The following is a 23,169-nucleotide window of genomic DNA, read 5'->3' as shown; positions in this document are numbered from 1 at the left end:
ATCGGGCAATAATGGTGCCGGACGTATTTTATCTAGGAGACGTGAATGTCATACAGTGGCGAACAAGAAAGACAAGCACCTCATATGGCTTTAGTGCCAATGGTGGTTGAGCAAACCTCTCGTGGGGAACGCTCTTACGATATCTATTCCCGTCTGCTTAAAGAAAGGATCATCTTCCTGACCGGTCAGGTTGAAGATCATATGGCGAACCTGATTGTCGCCCAGATGCTGTTTCTGGAAGCTGAAAATCCGGAAAAGGATATCTTCCTGTATATTAACTCCCCTGGGGGCGTTATTACCGCGGGTATGTCTATCTACGATACCATGCAGTTCATCAAGCCGGACGTCAGTACGATCTGTATGGGGCAGGCTTGTTCCATGGGATCCTTCCTGTTGGCCGCAGGCGCAAAAGGCAAACGTATCTGCCTGCCTAATTCACGGGTCATGATTCACCAGCCGCTGGGCGGATTCCAGGGGCAGGCGACGGATATCGAAATCCACGCCAAAGAAATATTGAAAGTAAAAGCCAGAATGAATGAACTGATGGCTAAACATACGGGTCAGCCTCTTGAAGTGATAGAGAGAGACACTGAACGTGACCGTTTCCTCTCAGCCAGTGAGGCAGTAGACTACGGTCTGGTAGATTCTGTATTCACTAATCGTCAATAATATTCTGCGAAGTAAGCAGTTTATAGTGGCTGAAAGTCAGTGTTCGACCGATGGTCTGTAGTGCGGTGTATGCTCGCGCGTATTGGCTGTAAATGTCGGCGTTCGCTGTAGCGATATCGCTGTGGTTGGCCTGCGGGCAAAAGACTAAGAAGAGGTTTACTGATGACAGATAAGCGCAAAGACGGTTCAGGAAAGTTGCTGTACTGCTCTTTCTGCGGCAAAAGCCAGCATGAAGTACGCAAGCTGATTGCCGGGCCGTCAGTGTATATCTGCGATGAATGTGTTGACTTGTGTAACGACATTATTCGCGAAGAAATTAAAGAAGTGTCTCCGCATCGTGAGCGCAGTGCGCTACCGACTCCGCATGAAATTCGCCGCCATCTTGACGACTACGTTATCGGTCAGGAACAGGCCAAGAAGGTGCTGGCTGTCGCGGTATATAACCACTATAAGCGGTTACGCAACGGCGACAGTAATAACGGTATCGAGCTGGGCAAAAGTAATATTTTGCTGATCGGTCCGACCGGCAGCGGTAAAACGCTGCTGGCTGAAACCCTGGCGCGTTTTCTTGATGTGCCGTTCACCATGGCTGATGCAACCACATTGACCGAAGCGGGTTACGTGGGCGAAGACGTGGAGAACATCATCCAGAAGCTGCTGCAAAAATGCGACTACGATGTGCAGAAAGCGCAGCGCGGCATTGTCTATATTGATGAAATCGACAAAATTTCACGTAAATCGGACAATCCGTCAATTACGCGCGACGTGTCCGGCGAAGGGGTTCAGCAGGCGCTGCTGAAGCTGATCGAAGGGACTATCGCCGCCGTTCCGCCGCAGGGCGGGCGCAAGCATCCTCAGCAAGAGTTTTTACAGGTGGATACCTCTAAAATTCTCTTTATTTGCGGCGGCGCTTTCGCCGGCCTGGATAAGGTTATCGAACAGCGTACCGACACCGGCCGCGGTATCGGTTTTGGCGCGACGGTAAAAGGCACGAAGGAAAAATCGACGGAAGGCGAGCTGTTAGGTCAGGTTGAACCGGGTGATTTAATCAAGTTCGGTTTGATTCCTGAGTTTATCGGTCGTTTGCCGGTGGTCGCCACGTTGAAGGAACTGAGCGAAGATGCGCTGATTCAGATTCTGCGTGAACCGAAAAACGCGCTGACCAAACAGTATCAGGCGTTGTTCAATCTGGAAGGCGTTGAACTGGAATTCCGTGATGAAGCGCTGACGGCGATCGCCAAGAAAGCGATGGCTCGCAAGACCGGCGCCCGTGGTTTACGCTCGATTGTAGAAGCGGCGTTGTTGGACACGATGTACGATCTGCCATCACTGGAAAGTGTTGATAAGGTGGTGATTGATGAGTCCGTTATCGCTGGCCAGTCTGAACCTTTGCTGATCTATGGTAAACACGAAGCTCAGCAGGCATCTGGCGAATAGTTAACCAAAAAAACGCAGTGAAAGACAAAAATGGGGGATTTTATCCCCCATTCGCTTTTACGCGCATTCTGACCGTTGAATGTAAGATATTTATCCCCATATACTCAATTACCTATTTGGTGAAACCCGTGAAGATCGTGTTTCACGAGATTCCCTTAACCTGGCGGAAACGAAACTAAGAGAGAGCTCTATGAACCCTGAGCGTTCCGAACGCATAGAAATCCCCGTATTGCCGTTGCGCGATGTGGTGGTTTATCCGCACATGGTGATTCCGTTGTTTGTTGGTCGGGAAAAGTCAATTCGGTGCCTTGAAGCTGCAATGGATCACGATAAAAAGATCATGCTGGTGGCACAGAAAGAGGCTTCAACGGATGAGCCAAGTATTAACGATCTTTTCTCGGTAGGGACGGTAGCCTCAATTCTTCAAATGCTGAAACTGCCGGACGGCACGGTTAAAGTGCTGGTTGAAGGGTTGCAGCGTGCGCGCATTACGACGCTGTCTGACAGCGGTGAACATTTCACCGCGCAGGCAGAATATCTTGATTCCCCGGCGATTGATGAGCGTGAGCAGGAAGTGTTGATGCGCACGGCGATCAATCAGTTTGAGGGATATATCAAGCTGAATAAAAAGATCCCGCCGGAAGTGCTGACATCACTGAACAGTATTGATGATGCCGCACGTCTGGCCGACACCATCGCTGCGCATATGCCGCTGAAATTGGCGGATAAGCAGTCGGTACTTGAAATGTCCGATATCACGGAACGTTTGGAGTATCTGATGGCGATGATGGAGTCCGAAATCGACCTGTTGCAGGTTGAAAAGCGGATTCGCAGTCGCGTTAAAAAACAGATGGAGAAGAGCCAGCGCGAGTATTATCTGAACGAGCAAATGAAGGCCATTCAGAAAGAGCTCGGTGAAATGGATGATGCGCCGGACGAACATGAAGCGCTGAAGCGCAAGATTGAAGCGGCGAAGATGCCGAAAGAAGCGCGCGAGAAAACCGAAGCTGAACTGCAGAAGCTGAAGATGATGTCTCCGATGTCTGCTGAAGCGACTGTCGTACGCGGCTACATCGACTGGATGGTGCAGGTTCCCTGGAATGCCCGCAGCAAAGTGAAGAAAGATTTGCGCAAGGCGCAGGAAATGCTGGATACCGACCATTATGGCCTTGAACGCGTCAAAGAGCGCATTCTGGAATACCTGGCGGTTCAGAGTCGCGTCAGCAAGATCAAAGGACCGATCCTGTGCCTGGTCGGGCCTCCGGGGGTGGGTAAAACCTCTCTGGGGCAGTCTATCGCCAAGGCAACCGGGCGTCAGTATGTTCGTATGGCGTTGGGCGGGGTGCGTGATGAAGCGGAAATTCGCGGTCACCGCCGCACCTATATCGGTTCCATGCCGGGTAAACTGATCCAGAAGATGGCGAAAGTCGGGGTGAAAAACCCGCTGTTCCTGTTGGATGAGATCGACAAAATGTCTTCCGACATGCGTGGCGATCCCGCCTCTGCATTGCTGGAAGTGCTGGATCCGGAACAGAACGTGGCGTTTAACGACCACTATCTGGAAGTGGATTACGATCTGTCGGATGTGATGTTTGTTGCTACGTCTAACTCAATGAACATCCCCGCGCCGTTGCTCGATCGTATGGAAGTGATCCGTCTTTCCGGCTATACCGAAGACGAGAAGCTAAACATTGCCAAACAGCACCTTCTGCCGAAGCAGATTGAACGCAATGCGTTGAAAAAAGGTGAACTCTCGGTTGAGGATAGCGCGATTGTCGGCATTATCCGCTACTACACGCGAGAAGCCGGGGTGCGTAGTCTGGAACGTGAAATTTCCAAGCTATGCCGGAAGGCGGTGAAGACGCTGTTGATGGACAAATCGGTCAAGCATATTCAGATCACGGGCGATAACCTCAAGGATTTCCTTGGCGTACAGCGCTTCGACTATGGCCGGGCGGATGATGAAAACCGTGTCGGCCAGGTAACTGGGCTGGCGTGGACGGAAGTGGGCGGCGATCTGCTGACCATTGAAACCGCCTGTGTCCCTGGCAAAGGCAAGCTGACTTACACCGGGTCATTGGGCGAGGTCATGCAGGAGTCGATCCAGGCCGCGCTTACCGTCGTGCGGGCCAGAGCCGAGAAACTGGGTATTAATGCGGATTTCTATGAAAAACGCGATATCCACGTGCACGTCCCCGAAGGTGCGACGCCCAAAGATGGGCCAAGCGCCGGGATCGCGATGTGCACCGCGCTGGTGTCCTGTCTGACGGGGAATCCTGTTCGTGCCGACGTTGCGATGACGGGAGAAATCACCTTGCGTGGTTTGGTGCTGCCGATCGGCGGCCTGAAAGAGAAACTGCTGGCCGCTCACCGTGGCGGCATCAAAACGGTATTGATCCCGGATGATAACAAGCGTGATCTTGAAGACATTCCACAAAACGTGATTGCCGACCTGGATATCCATCCGGTGAAGCGAATCGAGGAAGTATTGTCGCTGGCATTGCAGAATGCGCCTTACGGTATGCAGGTTGTTACCTCTACGGCCAAGGCTAAATAGTGACATATCGCAAAAACCCTTGAGAAAATCAGAGCTGGTAAGTGAAATCGTGCTTGCCAGCTTTTTTTTGTGCCGCTAAGTTAGAGCACTGTTGGTTTTAGCTGTAACTTGCTAAGGTCTGACAGGATTGATATAAATTTGGTGTCGTGTTTTGGGAATTTCAGCGCGACCATAGAATTCCAAAGGGGATGAGAGAGTGAACAAGTCACAATTGATCGATAAAATTGCTGCAGATGCTGACATTTCCAAAGCAGCGGCAGGGCGTGCGTTAGATGCGATTATTGGTTCCGTAACCGAGTCTCTGAAAGACGGGGATGATGTTGCTCTGGTTGGTTTTGGTACTTTCTCTGTGCGTGAACGCGCAGCTCGTACCGGCCGTAACCCGCAAACAGGTAAAGAAATCAGTATTCCCGCAGCAAGAGTGCCTGGCTTCCGTGCCGGTAAATCCTTGAAAGACGCCGTTAACTGATTATTGCGTCACAGGTTTGGCATGCAATACGTTGTGTTGCCAAACATTACCTGACGCAGAGATATTGGTAGGGTAAAATGCGAGGCGCATCATTTTTATGATGTGCCTTTTATTATGGCTTTGATGAGCGTTTTTGCCCGTTGCCCATTTGGACGTCGCAAGCGGCGTTGAAAATCGCTCCCGGCGGTTTTTTATGTCGGGCTATCTTTGCCCGTTCGGCCTTACGGACCATTACTGTGCAACGTTAAAGAACATTCCTGATGTTTTTTAACGGGTAATTCAGGTTACTATTGTCAGACAAAGATTACACGCGTCCTGGACTTGTTGGCGGATGATGGATGGTTTTGCCAGAGCCGGGCGTGTTATTCATTCTACAGCGGAGTGTTGTCACATTATGATGGACAATTTACGCGCGGCCGCTAATAACGTCGTGCTCAAAATTATTCTTGCCTTGATCATTGCATCGTTCGTTTTAACCGGTGTCGGCGATTATCTTATCGGTGGTTCTGGGAACTACGCCGCGAAGGTGAATGGGCAGGAGATTTCCAGTGCTCAACTTGAGCAGGCCGTACAGAACGAACGTAACCGTCAGCAGAGCGCATTGGGTGAAAACTTCTCCCTTCTGGCGGGTAATGAGGGCTATATGCAGCAGCTGCGCAGGCAGGCTCTCTCTCAGCTGATTGATGAAGTTCTGCTGGACCAATATGCCGATAAGTTGGGATTGAACATCAGTGATGAACAAATAAAACAGGCGATCTTTGAGGTTCCGGCGTTTCAGACCAACAATCGCTTTGATAATGATAAATACCTGGCTCAGGTTCGCCGTCTCGGCTTAACGCCTGATAGGTACGCCGAACTGCTGCGTAAGCAATTGACCTCTCAGCAGCTCATTCGCGGGCTTGGCGATACGGCGTTTATTCTGCCGCAGGAAATCGACAATCTGGTTAAGTTTGCCGCTCAGGATCGGATTATCCGTTCGGCGACCATTGATATTGATGCCATCGCAAAGACTCAAACCGCTTCTGATGAAGAAATCCAAAGCTATTACGATCAGAATAAAAGCCATTTCATTGCGCCAGAGGCGTTCAAAGTCAGCTATATCACGCTGGATGCCGTGAGTCTGATGGATAAAATCGTGGTCGACGACGCAGCTATCGCCGATTTCTATGAAAAAAATAAGAATGACTATACACAACCTGAGCGCAAGAAATTCAGCGTTATCCAGGTAAAAACCGACGCTGATGCGCAGTCTGTGCTTGATGCCCTCAAACAAGGGGCCGATTTTGCCGCGCTGGCGAAAGAAAAATCGACAGATTTAATCTCTCGCCGCAATGGCGGCGATTTGGGGTGGATGGATGATAACTCTACCGTCGATGAACTTAAGCAGGCTAATCTGACGGAAAAAGGGCAGGTCTCTTCGGCAATCAAATCCTCCGTAGGGTATTTGATTGCCCGTCTTGATGATATCCAGCCGCCGCAGGTTAAACCGCTGAGCGAAGTTCGCGATGAGATTGCGGCCAAAGTTAAGCACGAAAAAGCGCTTGATGAGTATTTTGCTTTGCAGCAGAAAGTCAGCGAGGCCGCCAGTAACGATAACGAGTCTTTAGCCTCCGCTGAAGAAGCGGCCGGGGTGAAAGCAACGCAAACCGACTGGTTTACCCGTGAGCAGGTTCCCGCCGCCTTGAATTTCCAGCCTGTTACTCAGGCGATTTTTGATGGCGCATTGCTTGGTGAGAACGGTAGTCAGGGAAGTAATTCCGATGTCATTAATGTTGATGGCGATCGCGCTTTCGTCATACGCATCACCGAACACAAAGCGGAAAGTACGCGCCCGTTGGATCAGGTGCGTGAACAGGTGGCCCAGACAGTTAAGCGTCAGAAAGCCGACCAACAAGCTCGGGTAGATGCTGAAAAAATTCTGGCTGAGTTGAAACAGGGTAAGGATGAAGCGCTAAAAGCGGCGAATCTGAGCTTTGGCAAGCCAAAAACCCTGTCTTCCCTTTCGCAAGGGGATGTCATGGCCGAAGCTATTTTCGCTCTACCGCATCCAGCCAACGATAAGCCGTCTTATGGCATTACGCAGGATCAGTCCGGTAATGTGGTGTTGGTGGCGCTTGATAGCGTGACCCCGCATCAATTGAACGACCAGCAGAAAGAGCAGTTCGCCGGTCAGATACAGCAAAGCACGATGGGATCGCTATTCGATGCCTTGCTGATCAGCTTGCGTAGCGAAGCCAAAATTAAACTGGGCGCAGCGGCTCAGGAGCAGCAATAAGCCCCGCATAAATTTGCAAACTGTTGCAATAACAAAAGGCCGCTTTCGCGGCCTTTTCCACATTCAGGCAAAGCTATTTGCGATGCAATGGGCGCTGCGGCAAGGTAGCCATGCTGTCAAACACATGGAGGAAACAGCATGAAAAAGTCAGGAATAAAGGCTCTTTGTCTGATTGTTGGAATGAGTTTGTCTGGGTTGCCATTATTGGTTCAGGCGGCGCCGAAGACTGAAAGCGCCGGAAGCGCGATGAAGTCTGACCCCGCCGCTCAAAAGACGGAAAAGGTATTGCTTCCCGCCGCCGATGAAGATGAAGTAAGCATTAACACCGGAACAGCGGAAGATCTGGCACAGATAATGAGTGGCGTCGGCCTTAAAAAGGCAGAGGCGATCGTTAATTATCGTGAGCAAAATGGCCCTTTTACGCAGATAGAACAATTGCAGGAAGTTCCGGGGATCGGCGCTGCGTTGGTTGAGCGCAATCTGTCGCGTTTAAAACTGTGATGGGTTTCGCAACCGGCAGGATTGATTGCCGGTTGCGAACCGTCCCATGGCGGCCAACCAGGGAAAGCGACAGGAGCGGCGTGAGTAATTAAACCGTATGACAGGCAAGGATGTGGCGGGTATTGTCTCTTGCCTGGTTTTTATTACCGGCCGTTATTGCAGGCCGGTTTTTTGCTTCAATGTCGCCATCACCGCGGCCGGGTCGCGCTGATACTCCTGCAATCCGTTAGCCCGCAGATGACAGGCGGCACAATGACCGCATCCATCGCCTTTAATGCCGTTATAGCAGGTTAACGTGTGATAGCGGACGGTATCCAACTGCTGATAGTAGTCCGCCAGCGCCCAGGTTTCCGCTTTATTGAGCCACATGAGCGGCGTGACAAAGCGAATGTCGCGCGCCATGCCCAGTACGATGGCTTGATTCAACGCTTTGACGAACTCATCGCGACAATCGGGATAACCGGAAAAATCAGTTTCGCATACGCCGGTGATAACGGTTTCAGCGCCAACCTGATAGGCATAGATGGACGCCAGCGTCAGGAAAAGGATATTCCGGCCCGGGACAAAGGTACTGGGAAGTCCTTGTGTCTCACCATCATCATAGTCAGGAACGGGAATGTTTTCTCGCGTCAGGCTGCTGATGGCGAGTTCATTCAGTAAGCCGACATCCAGAACTTTATGCGCAGTAGCCCCGAGTTGCAGAGCGAGTTCTCTGGCTATATCGATTTCCGCCCGGTGACGTTGGCCGTAATCGAAGGTGATACAGTGAACTTCATCATAGTGTTTTAGAGCCTGAATCAGGCAGGTCGTGGAATCTTGTCCACCGCTAAAAACGACAACCGCGCGCTTCATTTTTCATTCACCTTGCTGCAAGTGGGGCCTCAACGCAGACAGCACGCGTCGAGGCATAAAACCGGTATGTTACCTGAAAAATAGCCGTCGTTCAGCGGCGCCCGTTATCTTGTTAGCCGCAGAGGTATCGGGCTTGCTTCAATTACGCAGCCCGTTCAGGCTGTAATGATAGCCTCGGCGTGAATTTTTTAGGAAAAAGTTGATTTTTTATCTTTGAATGGCGAGATTGAAGAAAATTTTCCTACGGAATAGCACCATGTTAGATAAAACAGATCGTACTTTGTTAAGCTTGCTGCAACAGGACTGCACGCTTTCACTACAAACGCTGGCTGAGTCGGTGAATCTGACGTCGACGCCCTGTTGGAAAAGGCTGAAGCGCTTGGAGGAAGACGGTTATATCCGGGCGCGGGTCGCGTTGCTGGATAATGAACGGTTGGGCCTTGGGCTGACGGCGTTTGTGTTGCTGAAAACCCAGCAACACAATAGCGTCTGGTACCAAACGTTTACCCGCGTTGTATCGGAAATGCCTGAAGTATTGTCTTTCTATCGGATGGCCGGAGAGTATGATTATCTGATGCAGGTACAGGTCGCTGATATGAAAAGCTATGATGATTTTTATAAGCGATTGGTGAATGGCATTCCCGGGCTGGTTGACGTGACATCCAGCTTCGCCATGGAGCGCATCAAGTACACAACGGCCTTGCCGTTATCGCTATAATTCACCGGTCATAAGCTTTCTGTATAATTATTTTACCGGGTTGATGCCCGCTCCTCTGGATATTGGAATCAAAACTGCGTGGGACTGTTTGCTCAACTAAGTTGGTACTTTCGCCGAGAATGGCGGCGCTATGTAGGCGCGGTGGTATTGTTGATCGTTATCGCCATCCTGCAATTATTGCCTCCCAAGCTGGTTGGGGTGGTGGTTGATGGCGTTACGCAACACAATATGACGACTATCGAGGTCATGCGGTGGATCGGCCTCATGCTGATTACTGCCGTGATGGTTTATCTGTTGCGGTGTGTCTGGCGTGTGTTGCTGTTTGGGGCGTCTTATCAGCTGGCGGTTGAGCTGCGTGAGGATTTTTACCGTCAACTCAGTCGGCAGCATCCCGCTTTTTATTTACGCCACCGTACCGGTGATTTGATGGCGCTTGCCACCAATGATGTTGACCGCGTGGTCTTCGCCGCCGGCGAAGGGGTACTGACGCTGGTTGATTCCATGGTAATGGGATGCGCGGTCCTGTTTATTATGTGTACCCAGATTAGCTGGCAACTGACGCTGCTGGCGCTGCTGCCGATGCCGATCATGGCGCTGATTATCAAACATTACGGTTCGCAATTACATCATCGTTTTAAATCGGCGCAGGCGGCGTTTTCCTCACTTAACGATCAGGCCCAGGAAAGTTTGACCAGCATTCGAATGATTAAATCGTTTGGGTTGGAAGACTATCAGTCCGCGCGCTTTGCTCAGGTTGCCGCGGATGCCGGCGCCAAAAACATGTATGTGGCGCGGGTCGATGCGCGGTTTAATCCCACCATTTATATCGCTATTGGGTTATCGCATCTGCTGGCCATCGGCGGCGGCAGTTGGATGGTGGTTCAAGGGTCGCTGACGTTGGGCCTATTGACCAGCTTTGTCATGTATCTCGGTCTGATGATATGGCCGATGCTGGCATTGGCATGGATGTTCAATATCGTTGAGCGCGGAAGTGCGGCATATAGTCGGATTCGCCAACTCCTGTCGGAAGAGCCTGTCGTTACGGACGGTACGCAATCCCTGCCCGATGGGCGCGGCACGCTGGATGTGAATATTCATGAGTTTCACTATCCGCACAGCTCTCGTTGTGTGCTGAATAAGATCGGCTTTACGCTGAAGCCAGGTCAGGCGCTGGGGTTATGCGGCCCGACGGGAGCGGGTAAAAGCACGCTGTTGGCGCTTATCCTACACCATTTTGATATTCAGTCGGGCGATATTCGCTACCACAACCTTTCTTTATCAGACATCCGTCTGGATGAATTGCGGCATCGTTTTGCCGTTGTGGGGCAAATGCCCTTTCTGTTTTCTGACACGGTTGCGAACAATATCTCTCTGGGACGGCCGGATGCAACCGCGCAGCAGATTGAGCGAGCGGCTCTCCTGGCGAGCGTACATGATGACATTATGCGGCTTCCTCAGGGATATGATACCGAAGTAGGGGAACGTGGCGTGATGCTGTCCGGCGGTCAGAAACAACGGATTGCCATTGCACGCGCCTTATTGCTGGAAGCTGAAATTCTGATTCTGGATGATGCATTATCCGCCGTTGACGGGCGAACGGAACATCAGATCTTACAGAATCTCAAACAATGGGGCGAGCAGCGGACATTGATTATCAGCGCCCACCGTCTTTCTGCTTTGACGGAAGCAAATGAAATTCTGGTATTGCAGCATGGGCAGGCGGTCCAACGGGGTAGCCATCGCCAGCTTGTTGCTCAATCCGGCTGGTATCGGGATATGTATCGCTATCAACAATTGGAAGCCGCGTTGGATGATGTGCCGCTGGTGGAAGGGGATGCCAATGAATAGCCCTAAACAGCTTTGGCCCACCTTAAAGCGGCTGCTGGCTTATGGTTCGCCGTGGCGCAGGCCATTGGCGCTGGCGATACTGATGCTATGGGTGGCCGCCGCCGCCGAGGTTTCCGGGCCGGTTCTGGTGAGCTATTTCATTGATAATCTGGTTGCTAAAGGCGAGTTTCCGCTCGCATTGGCCGCCGGATTGGCCAGCGCTTATCTTTTGTTGCAGATTTTGGCCGCGACGCTGCAATATTTCCAGGCGCTGCTATTTAATCGGATAGCGGTCGGGGTGGTGCAGCAATTGCGTATTGATGTTATGGATGCGGCGCTGCGTCAGCCTCTTAGCACTTTTGATACCCAGCCGGTAGGACAGCTGATATCCCGTGTAACGAATGACACGGAGGTTGTAAAGGATCTGTATGTGATGGTGGTGTCAACCGCACTACGCAGTGCCGCGCTGATTGGCACTATGCTGGTGGCGATGTTCAGCCTGAATTGGCGAATGGCGCTGGTGGCGTTGACCATCTTCCCGGCCGTATTAACCGTCATGCTGATTTATCAGCGTTACAGTACGCCGATTGTGCGTCGGGTACGCAGTTATCTGGCGGATATTAACGATGGCTTTAATGAAATTATCAACGGCATGGGCGTTATTCAGCAATTCCGCCAGCAGGCCCGGTTTGGGGCGCGGCTGAGCGATTACAGTTGGGAGCATTATAAAGCGCGCATGCAGACGTTGCGCCTTGATGGCTTCCTGCTGCGCCCGTTGCTTAGCCTGTTTTCCGCAATGGTATTGTGCGGGTTGTTGATGCAGTTTGGTTTCAGCGCCGTCGGCTCGGTCGGCGTTGGTGTTCTGTACGCGTTTATTAATTATCTTGGACGCCTGAATGAGCCGCTGATTGAACTGACGACTCAGCAGTCGATGTTGCAGCAGGCCGTGGTTGCCGGTGAACGAATCTTCGAGCTGATGGACGGCGCGAAGCAAGGCTATGGCGACGATGCGCGGGCGCTTTCCCACGGACGTGTCGAGATCGATGATGTTTCCTTCTCTTATGGCTCGGGCAAAAAGGTTTTGCAACATATCTCTCTGACTATTCCTGAGCGGGGATTTGTGGCGCTGGTAGGCCATACCGGCAGCGGTAAGAGTACATTGGCTAATCTGTTGATGGGGTATTATCTTCCCGATGAAGGCGAGATCCGTTTGGATGGCCGTCCGCTACAAACGTTATCGCATCAGGTATTACGCCATAATGTGGCAATGGTGCAGCAGGATCCCGTGGTGCTGGCTGAATCTATGTATATGAACATTACGCTGGGGCGTGATATCAGCGAAAACGAAGTATGGCGCGTGCTTGAGATTGTGCAGCTATCCGAGTTGGTGCGCTCGTTCCCTGATGGAATACATACCCTGATTGGGGAACAGGGGAACAACCTATCGACAGGGCAGAAACAGCTGTTGGCGATCGCCCGGGTATTGGTGCAAACACCCAAAATCCTGATATTGGATGAAGCGACGGCGAACATTGATTCCGGCACCGAGCAGGCGGTGCAAAAGGCGCTGAATATTATCCGGGCTCAGACAACGCTGATTGTGATTGCCCACCGCTTATCGACAATTGTTGATGCCGACTCAATTATGGTGCTCCATCATGGACAAGCCGTCGAACAGGGAACGCATGAGCAGTTGCTGCGCCAGCAGGGACGCTATTATCAGATGTATCAGTTGCAGCTGGCAGGAGAAGAACTGGCGGCTACCGTGACTCATGAGTCCGCTACCGTGTCGTAAATTGGCTGCACTTCCAAATACAGCCGCTAGAGGATGGCTATTGTTTGCTTCGCACCATCACTAAGCATATTCATTCTGTTTTTAGCCTCAATGCACTAAAATTACCCGCAATGCACTGACATGGTGCATTGCATGCTCCGCTTTATTGGCGTTTTCTTTTTCCGGCGGTATGTTTTCTACCGTTAACAGACCTTAACCGCGTTCTCCTGGCTGATATCTGCCAGATAAATCATTTATGGCACATCCTTTGCTTTATCATTGCGTGAAGATAATTCGAAATGATGGAAATCCGAGATAGCAGCGGGCGCAAGTCTGAACTTAACGGTTAGGGGGATGATGAATGAAACTGGTTACTGTGGTGATAAAACCATTCAAGCTGGAAGATGTGCGTGAAGCATTATCTTCCGTTGGCATTCAGGGACTAACGGTCACTGAAGTGAAAGGATTCGGGCGCCAGAAAGGACACGCTGAACTGTATCGCGGTGCAGAGTACAGCGTTAACTTTTTGCCAAAAGTGAAAATTGACATCGCAATAGCTGATGATCAGCTGGATGAAGTTATTGATGTAATTAGTAAAGCGGCCTATACCGGAAAAATTGGTGACGGCAAGATTTTTGTCGCTGAATTACAAAGGGTTATTCGTATTCGTACTGGCGAAACTGACGAAGCCGCACTCTAACGCCTGACTTAGATTTGTTAATAGGGATGGATGAAAATGAAAAAACTTGTCTCCTCATTGGGTCTTGGTGTGGCTGCTTTGCTCCCGTCCTGGGCTATGGCCGCGGCACCAACGATCGATAAAGCAGATAATGCCTTTATTATGATTTGTACCGCTTTGGTACTTTTTATGACCATACCTGGGATTGCATTGTTTTATGGTGGCTTGATTCGTTCTAAGAACGTACTTTCCATGCTGTCACAGGTTATTGTTTCTTTTGCGCTGGTTTGTATTTTATGGGTTGTGTATGGCTACAGCCTGGCCTTCAGTGAAGGCAACGCGTTCTTCGGCGGTTTTTCCAACTTTATGCTGAAGGGCATCTCCATTGATTCGATTACCGGTACGTTCTACCAGTACATCCACATCGCTTATCAAGCCTCATTCGCTTGCATCACCGTGGGGCTGATTGTGGGCGCCATTGCTGAACGTGTTCGTTTTTCTGCCGTGCTGATTTTCGTCGCAATATGGCTGACGTTCTCTTACCTGCCAATGACTCACATGGTCTGGGGCGGTGGTTACCTGGCTGCTGACGGCGCTCTGGATTTCGCCGGTGGTACGGTGGTGCATATTAACGCTGCCGTTGCTGGTTTGGTCGGCGCTTATCTGTTGGGCAAACGTGCCGGCTTCGGTAAAGAAGCGCTTAAACCGCACAATTTGCCGATGGTGTTTATTGGTACGGCGGTTCTGTATATCGGCTGGTTTGGCTTTAACGCCGGTTCCGCCGGGGCTGCTAACGAAATTGCCGGTCTGGCGTTCCTCAATACGGTGGTTGCTACTGCCGCAGCAATCCTGGCATGGGTTATCGGTGAGTGGATGGCTCGCGGTAAGCCTTCTTTGCTGGGCGCATGTTCGGGTTGTATCGCCGGTCTGGTGGCGATTACTCCAGCAGCGGGTACCGTTGGCGTCGGTGGCGGCCTGATTATTGGCGTCGCCGCGGGTATCGCCGGTCTGTGGGGCGTAACCGTACTGAAAAGATGGCTGCGCGTTGATGACCCGTGTGATGTGTTCGGCGTTCATGGCGTCTGTGGCATCGTCGGTTGTATCCTGACAGGCGTATTCACCTCCGCTTCTCTGGGCGGGGTAGGTTATGCCGAAGGCGTAACCATGGCTCATCAGGTTTGGGTTCAGTTGTTCAGTGTTATTGTCTGCTTCGTATGGACTGGCGTTGTTTCCTTTATCGCTTTCAAAGTGGCCGATATGGTCGTTGGCCTGCGTGTACCTGAAGAACAGGAACGCGAAGGTCTGGACGTCAACAGCCATGGCGAGAATGCTTACAACCAGTAAGTAATGTGAACAGCCATTAATAAGCAGGGCGTCGGATAATCTCCACGCCCTTTTTTTTTATTCTGCTCAGGGGACTATCCCAATCGTATTTTTAATGCTGGTGGTAGCGTATAACGCCCTCTTGTGCGCTGGATGCGACCAGTACGCCTTCTCTGGTATAAAATTGTCCGCGCACAAACCCTCTGGCACCTGAGGCAGAGGTGCTTTCCACGGAATATAACAACCAGTCATCCAAACGGAAATCACGATGGAACCACATCGAATGATCGATGGTGGCGACTTGCATACCTGGTTCCAGAAAGCCAATGCCGTGCGGTTGTAATGCGGTTAACAGAAAATTGCAGTCGGATGTGTAGCCAAGCAGATACTGATGAATCCTTTCATCATCGGGCAGTGGGCCGTTAGCACGACACCAGACATGTCGTACCGGCGCTTCCACTTTTCCTTTTAATGGGTTGTGAAACTTTACCGGGCGAAATTCAATGGGCCTGGGTCTGGTAAATTTTTCACGGAATTGTAGCGGCAGTAAATGCGCGAAACTTTGCGCGATCTCCTGCTCTGACTTGAGCGCTTCCGGGGGCGTAACGGCGGGCATTACATTCTGATGTTCAAATCCAGCCTCGTGGCTTTGAAACGATGCCATCATATAAAATATCGGTTTACCATTCTGAATGGCGTTGACCCGGCGAGCGCTGAAGCTATTGCCATCACGCAGGTTTTCCACATCATAAATAATGGGTTTCTGACTATCTCCGGGTAGCAGGAAGTAGCTGTGGAGCGAATGGATTTTACGGTCTGTTGGCACGGTCTGCTTGGCTGCCGACATAGCCTGACCCACTACTTGGCCGCCAAACACCCGGCGCAACCCTAAATCATCACTGTTTCCCCGAAATAATCCTTCCTCGATTTTTTCCAAATTGAGAAGATCGAGAAGGTTTTGTAGTGCCTGGCTCATGGTGTTGGCCTCATTGGTCGAAGGTTATTTAGATTAAGAGGGCTAACGGGTTGAATTTAGTAATTTAAATTATTTATCAGGGAAATATCAGAATTTTGCACTATCAATTATTCTATTTGGTGAACCATACTACTTATATCCTTCAACTTTAAAGTTGCTGGCATTGGTTTTCCGCTCTTTAGAATCTATCGTGATAAATGAACGCCGGTTTTTCTAATGCCGGCAGTCTGACAATAATAAAGGAGACTGACCGAAATGAAATTATGGCATATCTTTGGCAGTATCACGTTATCGATGGTTTTAACCGCCTGCGCTGACAGAAGTGATTATGGCACTTCTCCTGAAACTGGGGCGCCTGTGAGCGCCGCTTCAGCTCAACATCAAACACTATCAATGCCTGCTGTCACCGGGACGGTGAATATTCGTCAGCGTATTGCCTTACCGGCTGATGCGGTATTGACGGTTACGGTATCTGATGCCTCCGTGCCAGATGCGCCTTCAAAAGTGATCAGCCAGCGTGTGAGCCGCACTGAGGGGAAACAGGCTCCTTTCACCTTCGCGTTACCGTATAATCCGGCTGATATTCAACCTAATGCCCGTATTTTACTCAGCTCGGCCATCGCGATAAACCACAGGGTGGTGATGGTGACGGAAAATGTCGTACCGGTTATCACCAATGGCGTAAATAGCGCCGATCTGGTTATGGTTCCTGTCACGTCAGTGCCTTTGCCGGTGCAAGGACAAGGTCAAGGACAAAGCACTGAACCGTTGACGCCGCCAGCGCCAGCAAAAATGCTGCCATCATCTCAACCCGTTCAATCTGTTTGGTAACGATAGCTAAATCCGTGCGTGCCATGAGGTTATGGCGCGCATAGCCAACGGAACGTAGCGAGATCGATTTTTCCCTGCCGGTTAAAGATAACTCCCTCGGCCTGTAACGCTAATTTTTGGCGTTGGCGATCGTCGCCGATAAGCGATATCTCGCCTTTTCGGTTTATCACTCGGTGCCAGGGGAGTTTACTGTCTTTGGGTAAGCGCTTCAGTACGCCGCCAACTTGCCTGGAGGCTCGCGGCGAACCGGCCATCAGGGCGACATCGCCATAGGTGGCTATTTTCCCGTATGGGATCGCGGCCACAATTTGAAAAACACGTTGCTGGAACGTATCCATTTCTTCTGCCATCAACAGAACCTTGCTTTTTCAATCGGTAAAAGGACATAGCGTGGCGTAGCACTTTGGGTAAGAAAACAACGATTGGCATGCGTCAGCTTGCAATTGAACTGCCCATCACCCATAATGCCCACCGCTCTATAGTAATGAATATTTAGTTAGAGCTGTCAATGGAGGCCCTGTCGGTTCTCCCGCAACACCAACCTGTGGACTCGGTCAGGTCCGGAAGGAAGCAGCCGCAGCAGGAGACGTGTGTGCCGGGATGTAGCTGGCAGGGCCTCCACCAATTTCCTCTTTGTATCCATTCTCTTGTAAAAAACTTAAAGAATCTTAAGTTAATTTTGTTAACCGGTTTATATGCTATCGCTGATTGCCTGTATGGGTTTAATCTTTATACGTATGCGGCCATTGTTGCCCCTCTGACTTATTCCGCTATTTGGTTTTTTTCATTACCGGATTCCAATGAATTCGGGTACAGGCGTTTCACCTTCGCGCATAGCTTGTAGGCAAACGTTTGATGACGATTTATTGGGCGCAATATACCTGTTGAGACTGATATAGAATAATCAGAATTATTGTAATGAGTTTATCAATTGTATTGTGAGGAAAGTATCGGTTATCGTGGCCCGAGCATCGCTATAAAACTCAGTATTCTAATTATTTTTGCTATATAAAATACACTTTGTTACAACTCCAGATTCTATCTAGATGTAAAAAAACAATAGAAAACAAAGGCCGATAATGACATCGGCGCAATGCATTAATTTATCACGGTGTCAGTATACTTTTGCGTCGGGGGAATTAACGGACATATTTCCATACCGCGGTGGGAACTTTGTCGTATAGCTTGTTCATCGTCAGTTCTGCCAGACGATGATCCGCCGCAGAATAGAACATCTCCAGTTCATCGTTGGAGAGCTCATACTTGTTTTTCTCAATAACACGTTCCAATGTGTCTATGGTTGTGCATTTACGTAAACGCATCAAATAATCGATTTTTTTCATGTTGGCCTTTATGCTAACAGTACCTGGTGGTTAATAAATATAAGATAAATTATTGCTTAAGTTTTAGCAGGCGTACAGATGTCCCCTTCTGAGAACATTCCGAATAATCTTTCTTTAGATTTCTTCCATCCGCGCAATTCAGCATCATTGATGCCATAGTTGCTAAACAGGACATAAGTGTCATCCAAATACTTTTCAACCCGCTGAGAAAGCTCGTTTTCGTCAGGATATTTTATTTTAAATGTGAGAATAAATGTAGCGATATGCTCAATAAGTTCATTTAATTGGAGATTGATCGCAGATGTCGGGTCATTGACCCAGCCGTGGCTGCTATCGCCTAACGTAGCAATGCTTTCGTCGCATAGATTCTCACATAAGAATCTGAGTTGGGCAATATCATAATTTTTGGGTGTGTACTCATCCATATCAATCCCTCCGTTAAGCCGTTATTCAGTGTTACTTCAGTTAACACCTGGTAAACAGGCAGACTGACAAAACTCATAAGAGAATAGCCTTAACCATGTTTCTACAATCATGATGCCTACGTGCAAGAGTTCAACGTCTGGGATTTAGACAACCACAATTTAGCCCACAATGGTTTTACACCTCCCGATACCGACAGAGTATCTTTTCATTTTAATGAAAACAAGAGACGCTCACGCTGCGCCATTTTGATACATATCGGGTCGTTCTGTATATAACTATAGCAAAAGAGTCAGTAAGATTCGCGGGCATTAGATAAGGTTTTTAATGCTATTTATCAGGATTAAATCACAGAACTTTCCAATGATGGAATAGTTTGTGAATAACCATAATATCAGACTATTAATTTAATTTGTGTATCGAGCACGATGCCATAACAGACGGAAGATAACCGCTGTTCGCTTAGTGTAAAGATATGTATCAATAAGCTGTTTTTTATCCTGTTGTTTTTATTGTTTTTATTTATTGCATAAAAAAGCCCTGTTACATTGATAACAGAGCTGTAGAGAGTTGTTACGGAAATAGAATCAGCTTTTCTTCTTCTTTCTGCCCTGCACGGCTTTAAAGCGAGGGTTGGTTTTACATATCACATAGATACGCCCGCGACGGCGTACTACTATGCAGTCTTTATGACGTTTTTTCGCCGAATGTAGAGAGCTAAGCACCTGCATTTGAATATTCCTCTTTATCCCCACCATCTTTCAGGCTATGACCGTATGGCTTTCCTAAATGACTCAACGCTTTCCTTGGGATTTCACCATTTTTAGGATGATTCCTGTAACGTTAGAATCGGCCTCAGGAAAATGTATCCTTCACGGAGTTAGTTAAGCGCACTGACTTTGGCGGTTTCTGCCTGATTGACCTGAACGAATTATTTGAAAAAGTTGCCGAAGCGCTGTTGGAATCGAGCTGTGCTGCCTTCTTTGGCATATTCTTTCTGCTTCCCGGTATAGTAAGGATGGGAGGCGGAGGAAACATCAATGGTGACGTAAGGGTAGCTGTCGCCATCCAACTCGATGGTGCGTTCAGTTTTAATGGTTGAACCGATTCTGTAATACATATCGGCGCTGGTATCATGAAATACCACGGTCCGATAGTCTGGATGGATGCCTTTCTTCATCATTCCTCTCATTGTTATGTTATAACATAACTATATATTGCGCTTTTTCATTGCGCGGTTCAACCATGGTGTTTGTAAGGTTATGGTGGTCATGTAGGGAATGCGCGACGTATCCCGTGGTGAAAAAGTGAAAAGGGGGAATAAAAAAGGCCGCGAATCGCGGCCTTTGCAGAATGGGAACGTTGGCGTTCTAATTACCGATGTTGGGACTCTATCTCTTCATTTTTCTTACTAAAGCGGCGGCGGACCACCACAAAGAACACTGGAACGAAGAAGATAGCCAATACGGTTGCGGTAATCATCCCGCCCATTACACCCGTCCCTACGGCGTTCTGAGCGCCGGAACCTGCGCCAGAGCTGATAACCAGCGGTACAACCCCGAGGATAAAGGCGAGGGAGGTCATCAGGATCGGGCGTAAACGCATACGTACCGCATCCAGCGTTGCCTCAATCAAACCTTTACCTTCTTTTTCCATCAGATCCTTAGCAAATTCGACGATCAGGATGGCGTTTTTCGCCGATAGCCCAATGGTTGTCAGCAGGCCCACCTTAAAGTAGACGTCGTTTTCAAGACCGCGCATGGATGCGGCTATCACAGCTCCCAGAATACCCAGAGGCACTACCAGCATAACCGAGAATGGAATCGACCAACTTTCGTACAGGGCCGCCAGACACAGGAAGACCACTATCAGGGATATGGTATACAGCGCCGGCGCCTGACTGCCGGACAAGAGTTCCTGATAGGACATGCCCGTCCATTCGTATCCCACGCCGTTTGGCAGCTTGGTGACGAACTCTTCCATCAGAGCCATTGCTTCACCGGTACTTTTACCTGGCGCCGCTTCACCCTGTATTTGCATGGAAGGCTGACCGTTATAGCGCTCCAGACGTGGAGAACCATATTCCCAATGGCTTTGCGAGAAAGCGGAGAAGGGGACCATCTGGCCATTACTGCCGCGTACATACCAGTTTTTAATATCATCCGGCAGCATACGGAAAGGCGCGTCGCCCTGCACATACACTTTCTTCACCCGGCCGCGGTCGATAAAGTCATTCACATAACTTCCGCCCAACGCCGTCGCCAGCGTAGCGTTGACATCCGACAGAGCAACGCCCAGCGCCTGAGCTTTCTCATGATCGACATCAAGCCGGAACTGCGGTGTATCCTCCATGCCATTCGGACGAACCTGAACCAGCATATCCGGTCGTTGCGCGGCCATACCTAACAGCTGGTTACGTGCCTGCGTGAGCTGTTCATGCCCCAGGTTGGCCTGATCGATCAACTGGAAGTCAAACCCGGTCGCCGTTCCCAGTTCGACGATCGCGGGAACGTTGGTCGCGATCACAATCCCTTCTTTGATTTGGCTGAATGCGGCGTTGGCCCGGGCGGCGATAGCCGCAACCTTATGCTCCGCGCCGTCACGCTCGCTCCAGTCTTTCAGGCTGGCAAATGCCAGACCCGCGTTCTGACCGCGGCCTGAGAAACCGAAACCGCTGACCGTAAAGACCGATCTTACGGTATCTTTCTCGTTCTCCAGATAGTAATTGGCCAACCGGTCCATCACTTTTTGGGTGTTTTCCTGTGTCGCCCCGGCCGGAAGTTGCACGATGTTCAGCAGCACCCCCTGATCTTCTTCGGGCAGGAAAGAGCTTGGCAAGCGCAAGAATAAAAGCGCCAGACCCACGACAATCAGCAGATAAACCACCAGATATCGACCCGTGCTGCGCAGAATATTGGCAATGCTGTCGGTGTAGTGGTGCGTACTTTTTTCGAACAGTCTGTTAAACCAGCCGAAGAAACCTGTTTTCTCGCCGTGGTCGCCTTTAGCGATGGGTTTTAACAACGTGGCGCAGAGTGCCGGAGTTAAAATCAATGCGACAAGAACAGAGAGCACCATCGCGGAAACAATCGTGATGGAAAACTGGCGGTAGATGGCGCCGGTTGATCCGCCGGTAAAGGCCATCGGAACAAATACCGCAGAGAGCACCAGCGCTATCCCGACCAGGGCGCCTTGTATCTGCTCCATCGATTTTTTGGTGGCCTCTTTCGGCGGCAATCCTTCTTCCGCCATCACGCGTTCAACGTTTTCCACTACCACGATGGCATCATCCACCAGCAAGCCGATGGCGAGCACCATCCCAAACATGGTGAGGGTGTTGATGGAGTAGCCGAACGCCGAAATAATGGCGAATGTGCCCAACAGTACAACGGGTACGGCGATGGTTGGGATCAATGTCGCACGGAAGTTCTGCAAAAACAGATACATCACCAGGAATACCAACACGATGGCTTCCACCAGCGTTTTCACCACTTCGTTAATGGAAATCTTAACGAACGGTGTCGTGTCGTACGGATAAACCACGTTTAACCCGGTCGGGAAGAACTCTTGCAGTCGGGATAATTCGTTTTTTACCGAAGAAGCCGTATCCAATGCGTTGGCGCCGGTGGCGAGTTTAATCCCGATACCGGCGGCGGGCTGGCCGTTGTAGCGGGCGATGATGTCATAACCTTCCGCGCCGAGCTCAACACGCGCCACGTCTTTCAGGCGTACTTGTGAGCCGTCTGTATTAACCTTCAGTAAAATGTTGGAAAATTCTTCGGGCGATTTCAGCCGCGTTTGCGCGATGATCGAGGCATTCAACTCTTGGCCTGCCACCGGCGGCGTCCCACCAAGCTGACCCGCGGCGATCTGGTTATTTTGCACCGTAATGGCCGCCGTAACGTCGCCGGTCGTCAGCTGATAGTTATTCAGCTTATTCGGATCAAGCCAGATACGCATGGCATACTGCGAGCCGAACAACTGCACATCACCGACGCCGTTGGTACGACTGATGGGATCCTGCACATTGGCGGCCACGTAGTCAGCGATATCCTGCTGCGTCATTTTGCCGTCATTGCTGATGAAAGCGGCGACCATCAGGAAGCTGCTGCTTGATTTCTGAACGCTAACCCCTTGTTGCTGAACCTCTTGCGGCAGCAAAGGCATTGCCAACTGAAGTTTGTTCTGTACCTGAACCTGCGCGATGTCAGGGTCGGTGCTCGCATCAAAGGTCAGCGTAATCTGCACCGTACCTGATGAGTCGCTGCTGGAGGCCATATACATCAGGTTATCGATACCGTTCATATTCTGTTCGATAACCTGCGTTACGGAGTCTTGCAGCGTTGAGGCATCCGCTCCCGGATAGGTCGCTGTAATCTCAATTGCCGGGGGCGCAATCGTCGGGTATTGCGCGATAGGCAACCTCACGATCGCCAGCGCCCCAGCCAACATCACAACGATGGCGATTACCCATGCAAAAATGGGTCGATCTATAAAAAACTTAGCCATGAATTA

20 protein-coding genes and 1 other RNA gene are annotated in these 23,169 nt (G+C 50.2%); 13 read left to right on the top strand and 8 right to left on the bottom strand.

Annotated elements, in window-relative coordinates:
- The first annotated feature begins 45 nt into the window (after nt 1–45).
- The 6 genes from clpP (at nt 46) to ACN28R_RS13110 (ending at nt 7,908) form a co-directional block, all read left to right on the top strand.
- Nucleotides 46–669, top strand: a complete 624-nt coding sequence (clpP, locus tag ACN28R_RS13135) for an ATP-dependent Clp endopeptidase proteolytic subunit ClpP (RefSeq protein WP_048635809.1) — start codon at nt 46–48, stop codon at nt 667–669.
- A 162-nt stretch (nt 670–831) separates the two neighbouring features.
- Nucleotides 832–2,106: an ATP-dependent protease ATP-binding subunit ClpX gene (gene clpX, locus ACN28R_RS13130; protein WP_048635808.1), complete on the top strand. Its 1,275-nt coding sequence runs from the start codon at nt 832–834 to the stop codon at nt 2,104–2,106.
- Nucleotides 2,107–2,296: 190 nt separating this feature from the next.
- Nucleotides 2,297–4,663: an endopeptidase La gene (lon, locus tag ACN28R_RS13125; RefSeq protein WP_048635807.1), complete on the top strand. Its 2,367-nt coding sequence runs from the start codon at nt 2,297–2,299 to the stop codon at nt 4,661–4,663.
- Nucleotides 4,664–4,859: 196 nt separating this feature from the next.
- A complete protein-coding gene (gene hupB, locus ACN28R_RS13120) occupies nt 4,860–5,132 on the top strand; it encodes a nucleoid-associated protein HU-beta (protein ID WP_048635806.1) in 273 nt (90 codons plus the stop codon).
- Nucleotides 5,133–5,526: 394 nt separating this feature from the next.
- Entirely contained in the window at nt 5,527–7,407 is a 1,881-nt protein-coding gene (ppiD, locus tag ACN28R_RS13115; RefSeq protein WP_095834627.1) for a peptidylprolyl isomerase, read from the top strand.
- 138 nt (nt 7,408–7,545) lie between these two features.
- On the top strand, nt 7,546–7,908 hold the full coding sequence (locus tag ACN28R_RS13110) for a ComEA family DNA-binding protein (RefSeq protein ID WP_048635804.1): 363 nt from the start codon (nt 7,546–7,548) through the stop codon (nt 7,906–7,908).
- Nucleotides 7,909–8,061: 153 nt separating this feature from the next.
- On the opposite strand, the gene queC is transcribed toward ACN28R_RS13110, so the two are convergent.
- Nucleotides 8,062–8,760 carry a 7-cyano-7-deazaguanine synthase QueC gene (queC, locus tag ACN28R_RS13105; protein ID WP_048635803.1) on the bottom strand — a complete coding sequence of 233 codons (699 nt, stop codon included), beginning with the start codon at nt 8,758–8,760 and terminating at the stop codon, nt 8,062–8,064.
- Between the two features lie 256 nt (nt 8,761–9,016).
- Between queC and ACN28R_RS13100 the strand changes: the two genes are divergently transcribed.
- From ACN28R_RS13100 to amtB, 5 genes are all read left to right on the top strand, one after another.
- Entirely contained in the window at nt 9,017–9,478 is a 462-nt protein-coding gene (locus ACN28R_RS13100; RefSeq protein WP_048635802.1) for an Lrp/AsnC family transcriptional regulator, read from the top strand.
- Between the two features lie 78 nt (nt 9,479–9,556).
- Complete coding sequence (locus tag ACN28R_RS13095; protein ID WP_095834626.1) at nt 9,557–11,326, top strand: SmdA family multidrug ABC transporter permease/ATP-binding protein; 1,770 nt, start codon at nt 9,557–9,559, stop codon at nt 11,324–11,326.
- Nucleotides 11,319–13,100 (top strand): SmdB family multidrug efflux ABC transporter permease/ATP-binding protein, encoded by a 1,782-nt coding sequence (locus ACN28R_RS13090; protein ID WP_095834625.1) that lies wholly within the window; start codon nt 11,319–11,321, stop codon nt 13,098–13,100. Before ACN28R_RS13095 ends, ACN28R_RS13090 begins: the two co-directional genes overlap by 8 nt.
- Nucleotides 13,101–13,440: 340 nt before the next feature.
- Nucleotides 13,441–13,779 carry a P-II family nitrogen regulator gene (gene glnK, locus ACN28R_RS13085; protein WP_002208627.1) on the top strand — a complete coding sequence of 113 codons (339 nt, stop codon included), beginning with the start codon at nt 13,441–13,443 and terminating at the stop codon, nt 13,777–13,779.
- 36 nt (nt 13,780–13,815) lie between these two features.
- A complete protein-coding gene (gene amtB / locus ACN28R_RS13080) occupies nt 13,816–15,102 on the top strand; it encodes an ammonium transporter AmtB (protein WP_048635799.1) in 1,287 nt (428 codons plus the stop codon).
- A 91-nt stretch (nt 15,103–15,193) separates the two neighbouring features.
- Here the strand turns inward: amtB and tesB are convergent, their stop codons facing one another.
- Complete coding sequence (tesB, locus tag ACN28R_RS13075) at nt 15,194–16,057, bottom strand: acyl-CoA thioesterase II (protein WP_048635798.1); 864 nt, start codon at nt 16,055–16,057, stop codon at nt 15,194–15,196.
- Between the two features lie 255 nt (nt 16,058–16,312).
- Here tesB and ACN28R_RS13070 point away from each other — a divergent pair, with 255 nt between their 5' ends.
- Nucleotides 16,313–16,888 carry a YbaY family lipoprotein gene (locus ACN28R_RS13070; protein ID WP_048635797.1) on the top strand — a complete coding sequence of 192 codons (576 nt, stop codon included), beginning with the start codon at nt 16,313–16,315 and terminating at the stop codon, nt 16,886–16,888.
- 29 nt (nt 16,889–16,917) lie between these two features.
- Here ACN28R_RS13070 and ACN28R_RS13065 read toward each other — a convergent pair whose 3' ends face one another.
- Nucleotides 16,918–17,238, bottom strand: coding sequence for an MGMT family protein (locus ACN28R_RS13065; RefSeq protein ID WP_048635796.1), 321 nt, complete (start codon nt 17,236–17,238; stop codon nt 16,918–16,920).
- A gap of 168 nt (nt 17,239–17,406) precedes the next feature.
- Between ACN28R_RS13065 and ffs the strand changes: the two genes are divergently transcribed.
- Nucleotides 17,407–17,503: signal recognition particle sRNA small type (ffs, locus tag ACN28R_RS13060), an RNA gene on the top strand.
- A gap of 524 nt (nt 17,504–18,027) precedes the next feature.
- On the opposite strand, the gene ACN28R_RS13055 is transcribed toward ffs, so the two are convergent.
- The 5 genes from ACN28R_RS13055 to ACN28R_RS13035 form a co-directional block, all read right to left on the bottom strand.
- Nucleotides 18,028–18,231 carry an HHA domain-containing protein gene (locus tag ACN28R_RS13055; protein WP_009114000.1) on the bottom strand — a complete coding sequence of 68 codons (204 nt, stop codon included), beginning with the start codon at nt 18,229–18,231 and terminating at the stop codon, nt 18,028–18,030.
- Nucleotides 18,232–18,287: 56 nt separating this feature from the next.
- Nucleotides 18,288–18,656, bottom strand: a complete 369-nt coding sequence (tomB, locus tag ACN28R_RS13050; RefSeq protein ID WP_048635795.1) for an Hha toxicity modulator TomB — start codon at nt 18,654–18,656, stop codon at nt 18,288–18,290.
- A gap of 585 nt (nt 18,657–19,241) precedes the next feature.
- Nucleotides 19,242–19,385, bottom strand: a complete 144-nt coding sequence (gene ykgO, locus ACN28R_RS13045) for a type B 50S ribosomal protein L36 (RefSeq protein WP_072065916.1) — start codon at nt 19,383–19,385, stop codon at nt 19,242–19,244.
- A 200-nt stretch (nt 19,386–19,585) separates the two neighbouring features.
- A complete protein-coding gene (locus tag ACN28R_RS13040) occupies nt 19,586–19,834 on the bottom strand; it encodes a type B 50S ribosomal protein L31 (protein WP_048635794.1) in 249 nt (82 codons plus the stop codon).
- Nucleotides 19,835–20,028: 194 nt separating this feature from the next.
- The gene (locus ACN28R_RS13035) at nt 20,029–23,163 is read right to left on the bottom strand and encodes an efflux RND transporter permease subunit (protein WP_048635793.1); all 3,135 of its coding nucleotides are present in this window, start codon (nt 23,161–23,163) and stop codon (nt 20,029–20,031) included.
- Between the last annotated feature and the right edge of the window lie 6 nt (nt 23,164–23,169).

The organism is Brenneria goodwinii (genome assembly GCF_002291445.1).
GTDB lineage: Bacteria > Pseudomonadota > Gammaproteobacteria > Enterobacterales > Enterobacteriaceae > Brenneria > Brenneria goodwinii.
Note: the sequence above shows the minus strand (reverse complement) of the source record. Positions and strands in the feature narration are given on the sequence as shown.

Excerpts from the sequence above, each read along its gene's own strand:
- clpP (WP_048635809.1), top strand. The coding sequence starts at position 46 with ATGTCATACAGTGGCGAACAAGAAAGACAAGCACCTCATATGGCTTTA.
- clpX (WP_048635808.1), top strand. The coding sequence starts at position 832 with ATGACAGATAAGCGCAAAGACGGTTCAGGAAAGTTGCTGTACTGCTCT.
- lon (WP_048635807.1), top strand. The coding sequence starts at position 2,297 with ATGAACCCTGAGCGTTCCGAACGCATAGAAATCCCCGTATTGCCGTTG.
- ppiD (WP_095834627.1), top strand. The coding sequence starts at position 5,527 with ATGATGGACAATTTACGCGCGGCCGCTAATAACGTCGTGCTCAAAATT.
- ACN28R_RS13110 (WP_048635804.1), top strand. The coding sequence starts at position 7,546 with ATGAAAAAGTCAGGAATAAAGGCTCTTTGTCTGATTGTTGGAATGAGT.
- queC (WP_048635803.1), bottom strand. The coding sequence starts at position 8,760 with ATGAAGCGCGCGGTTGTCGTTTTTAGCGGTGGACAAGATTCCACGACC.
- ACN28R_RS13100 (WP_048635802.1), top strand. The coding sequence starts at position 9,017 with ATGTTAGATAAAACAGATCGTACTTTGTTAAGCTTGCTGCAACAGGAC.
- ACN28R_RS13090 (WP_095834625.1), top strand. The coding sequence starts at position 11,319 with ATGAATAGCCCTAAACAGCTTTGGCCCACCTTAAAGCGGCTGCTGGCT.
- glnK (WP_002208627.1), top strand. The coding sequence starts at position 13,441 with ATGAAACTGGTTACTGTGGTGATAAAACCATTCAAGCTGGAAGATGTG.
- amtB (WP_048635799.1), top strand. The coding sequence starts at position 13,816 with ATGAAAAAACTTGTCTCCTCATTGGGTCTTGGTGTGGCTGCTTTGCTC.
- tesB (WP_048635798.1), bottom strand. The coding sequence starts at position 16,057 with ATGAGCCAGGCACTACAAAACCTTCTCGATCTTCTCAATTTGGAAAAA.
- ACN28R_RS13070 (WP_048635797.1), top strand. The coding sequence starts at position 16,313 with ATGAAATTATGGCATATCTTTGGCAGTATCACGTTATCGATGGTTTTA.
- ACN28R_RS13065 (WP_048635796.1), bottom strand. The coding sequence starts at position 17,238 with ATGGCAGAAGAAATGGATACGTTCCAGCAACGTGTTTTTCAAATTGTG.
- ACN28R_RS13055 (WP_009114000.1), bottom strand. The coding sequence starts at position 18,231 with ATGAAAAAAATCGATTATTTGATGCGTTTACGTAAATGCACAACCATA.
- tomB (WP_048635795.1), bottom strand. The coding sequence starts at position 18,656 with ATGGATGAGTACACACCCAAAAATTATGATATTGCCCAACTCAGATTC.
- ykgO (WP_072065916.1), bottom strand. The coding sequence starts at position 19,385 with ATGCAGGTGCTTAGCTCTCTACATTCGGCGAAAAAACGTCATAAAGAC.
- ACN28R_RS13040 (WP_048635794.1), bottom strand. The coding sequence starts at position 19,834 with ATGAAGAAAGGCATCCATCCAGACTATCGGACCGTGGTATTTCATGAT.
- ACN28R_RS13035 (WP_048635793.1), bottom strand. The coding sequence starts at position 23,163 with ATGGCTAAGTTTTTTATAGATCGACCCATTTTTGCATGGGTAATCGCC.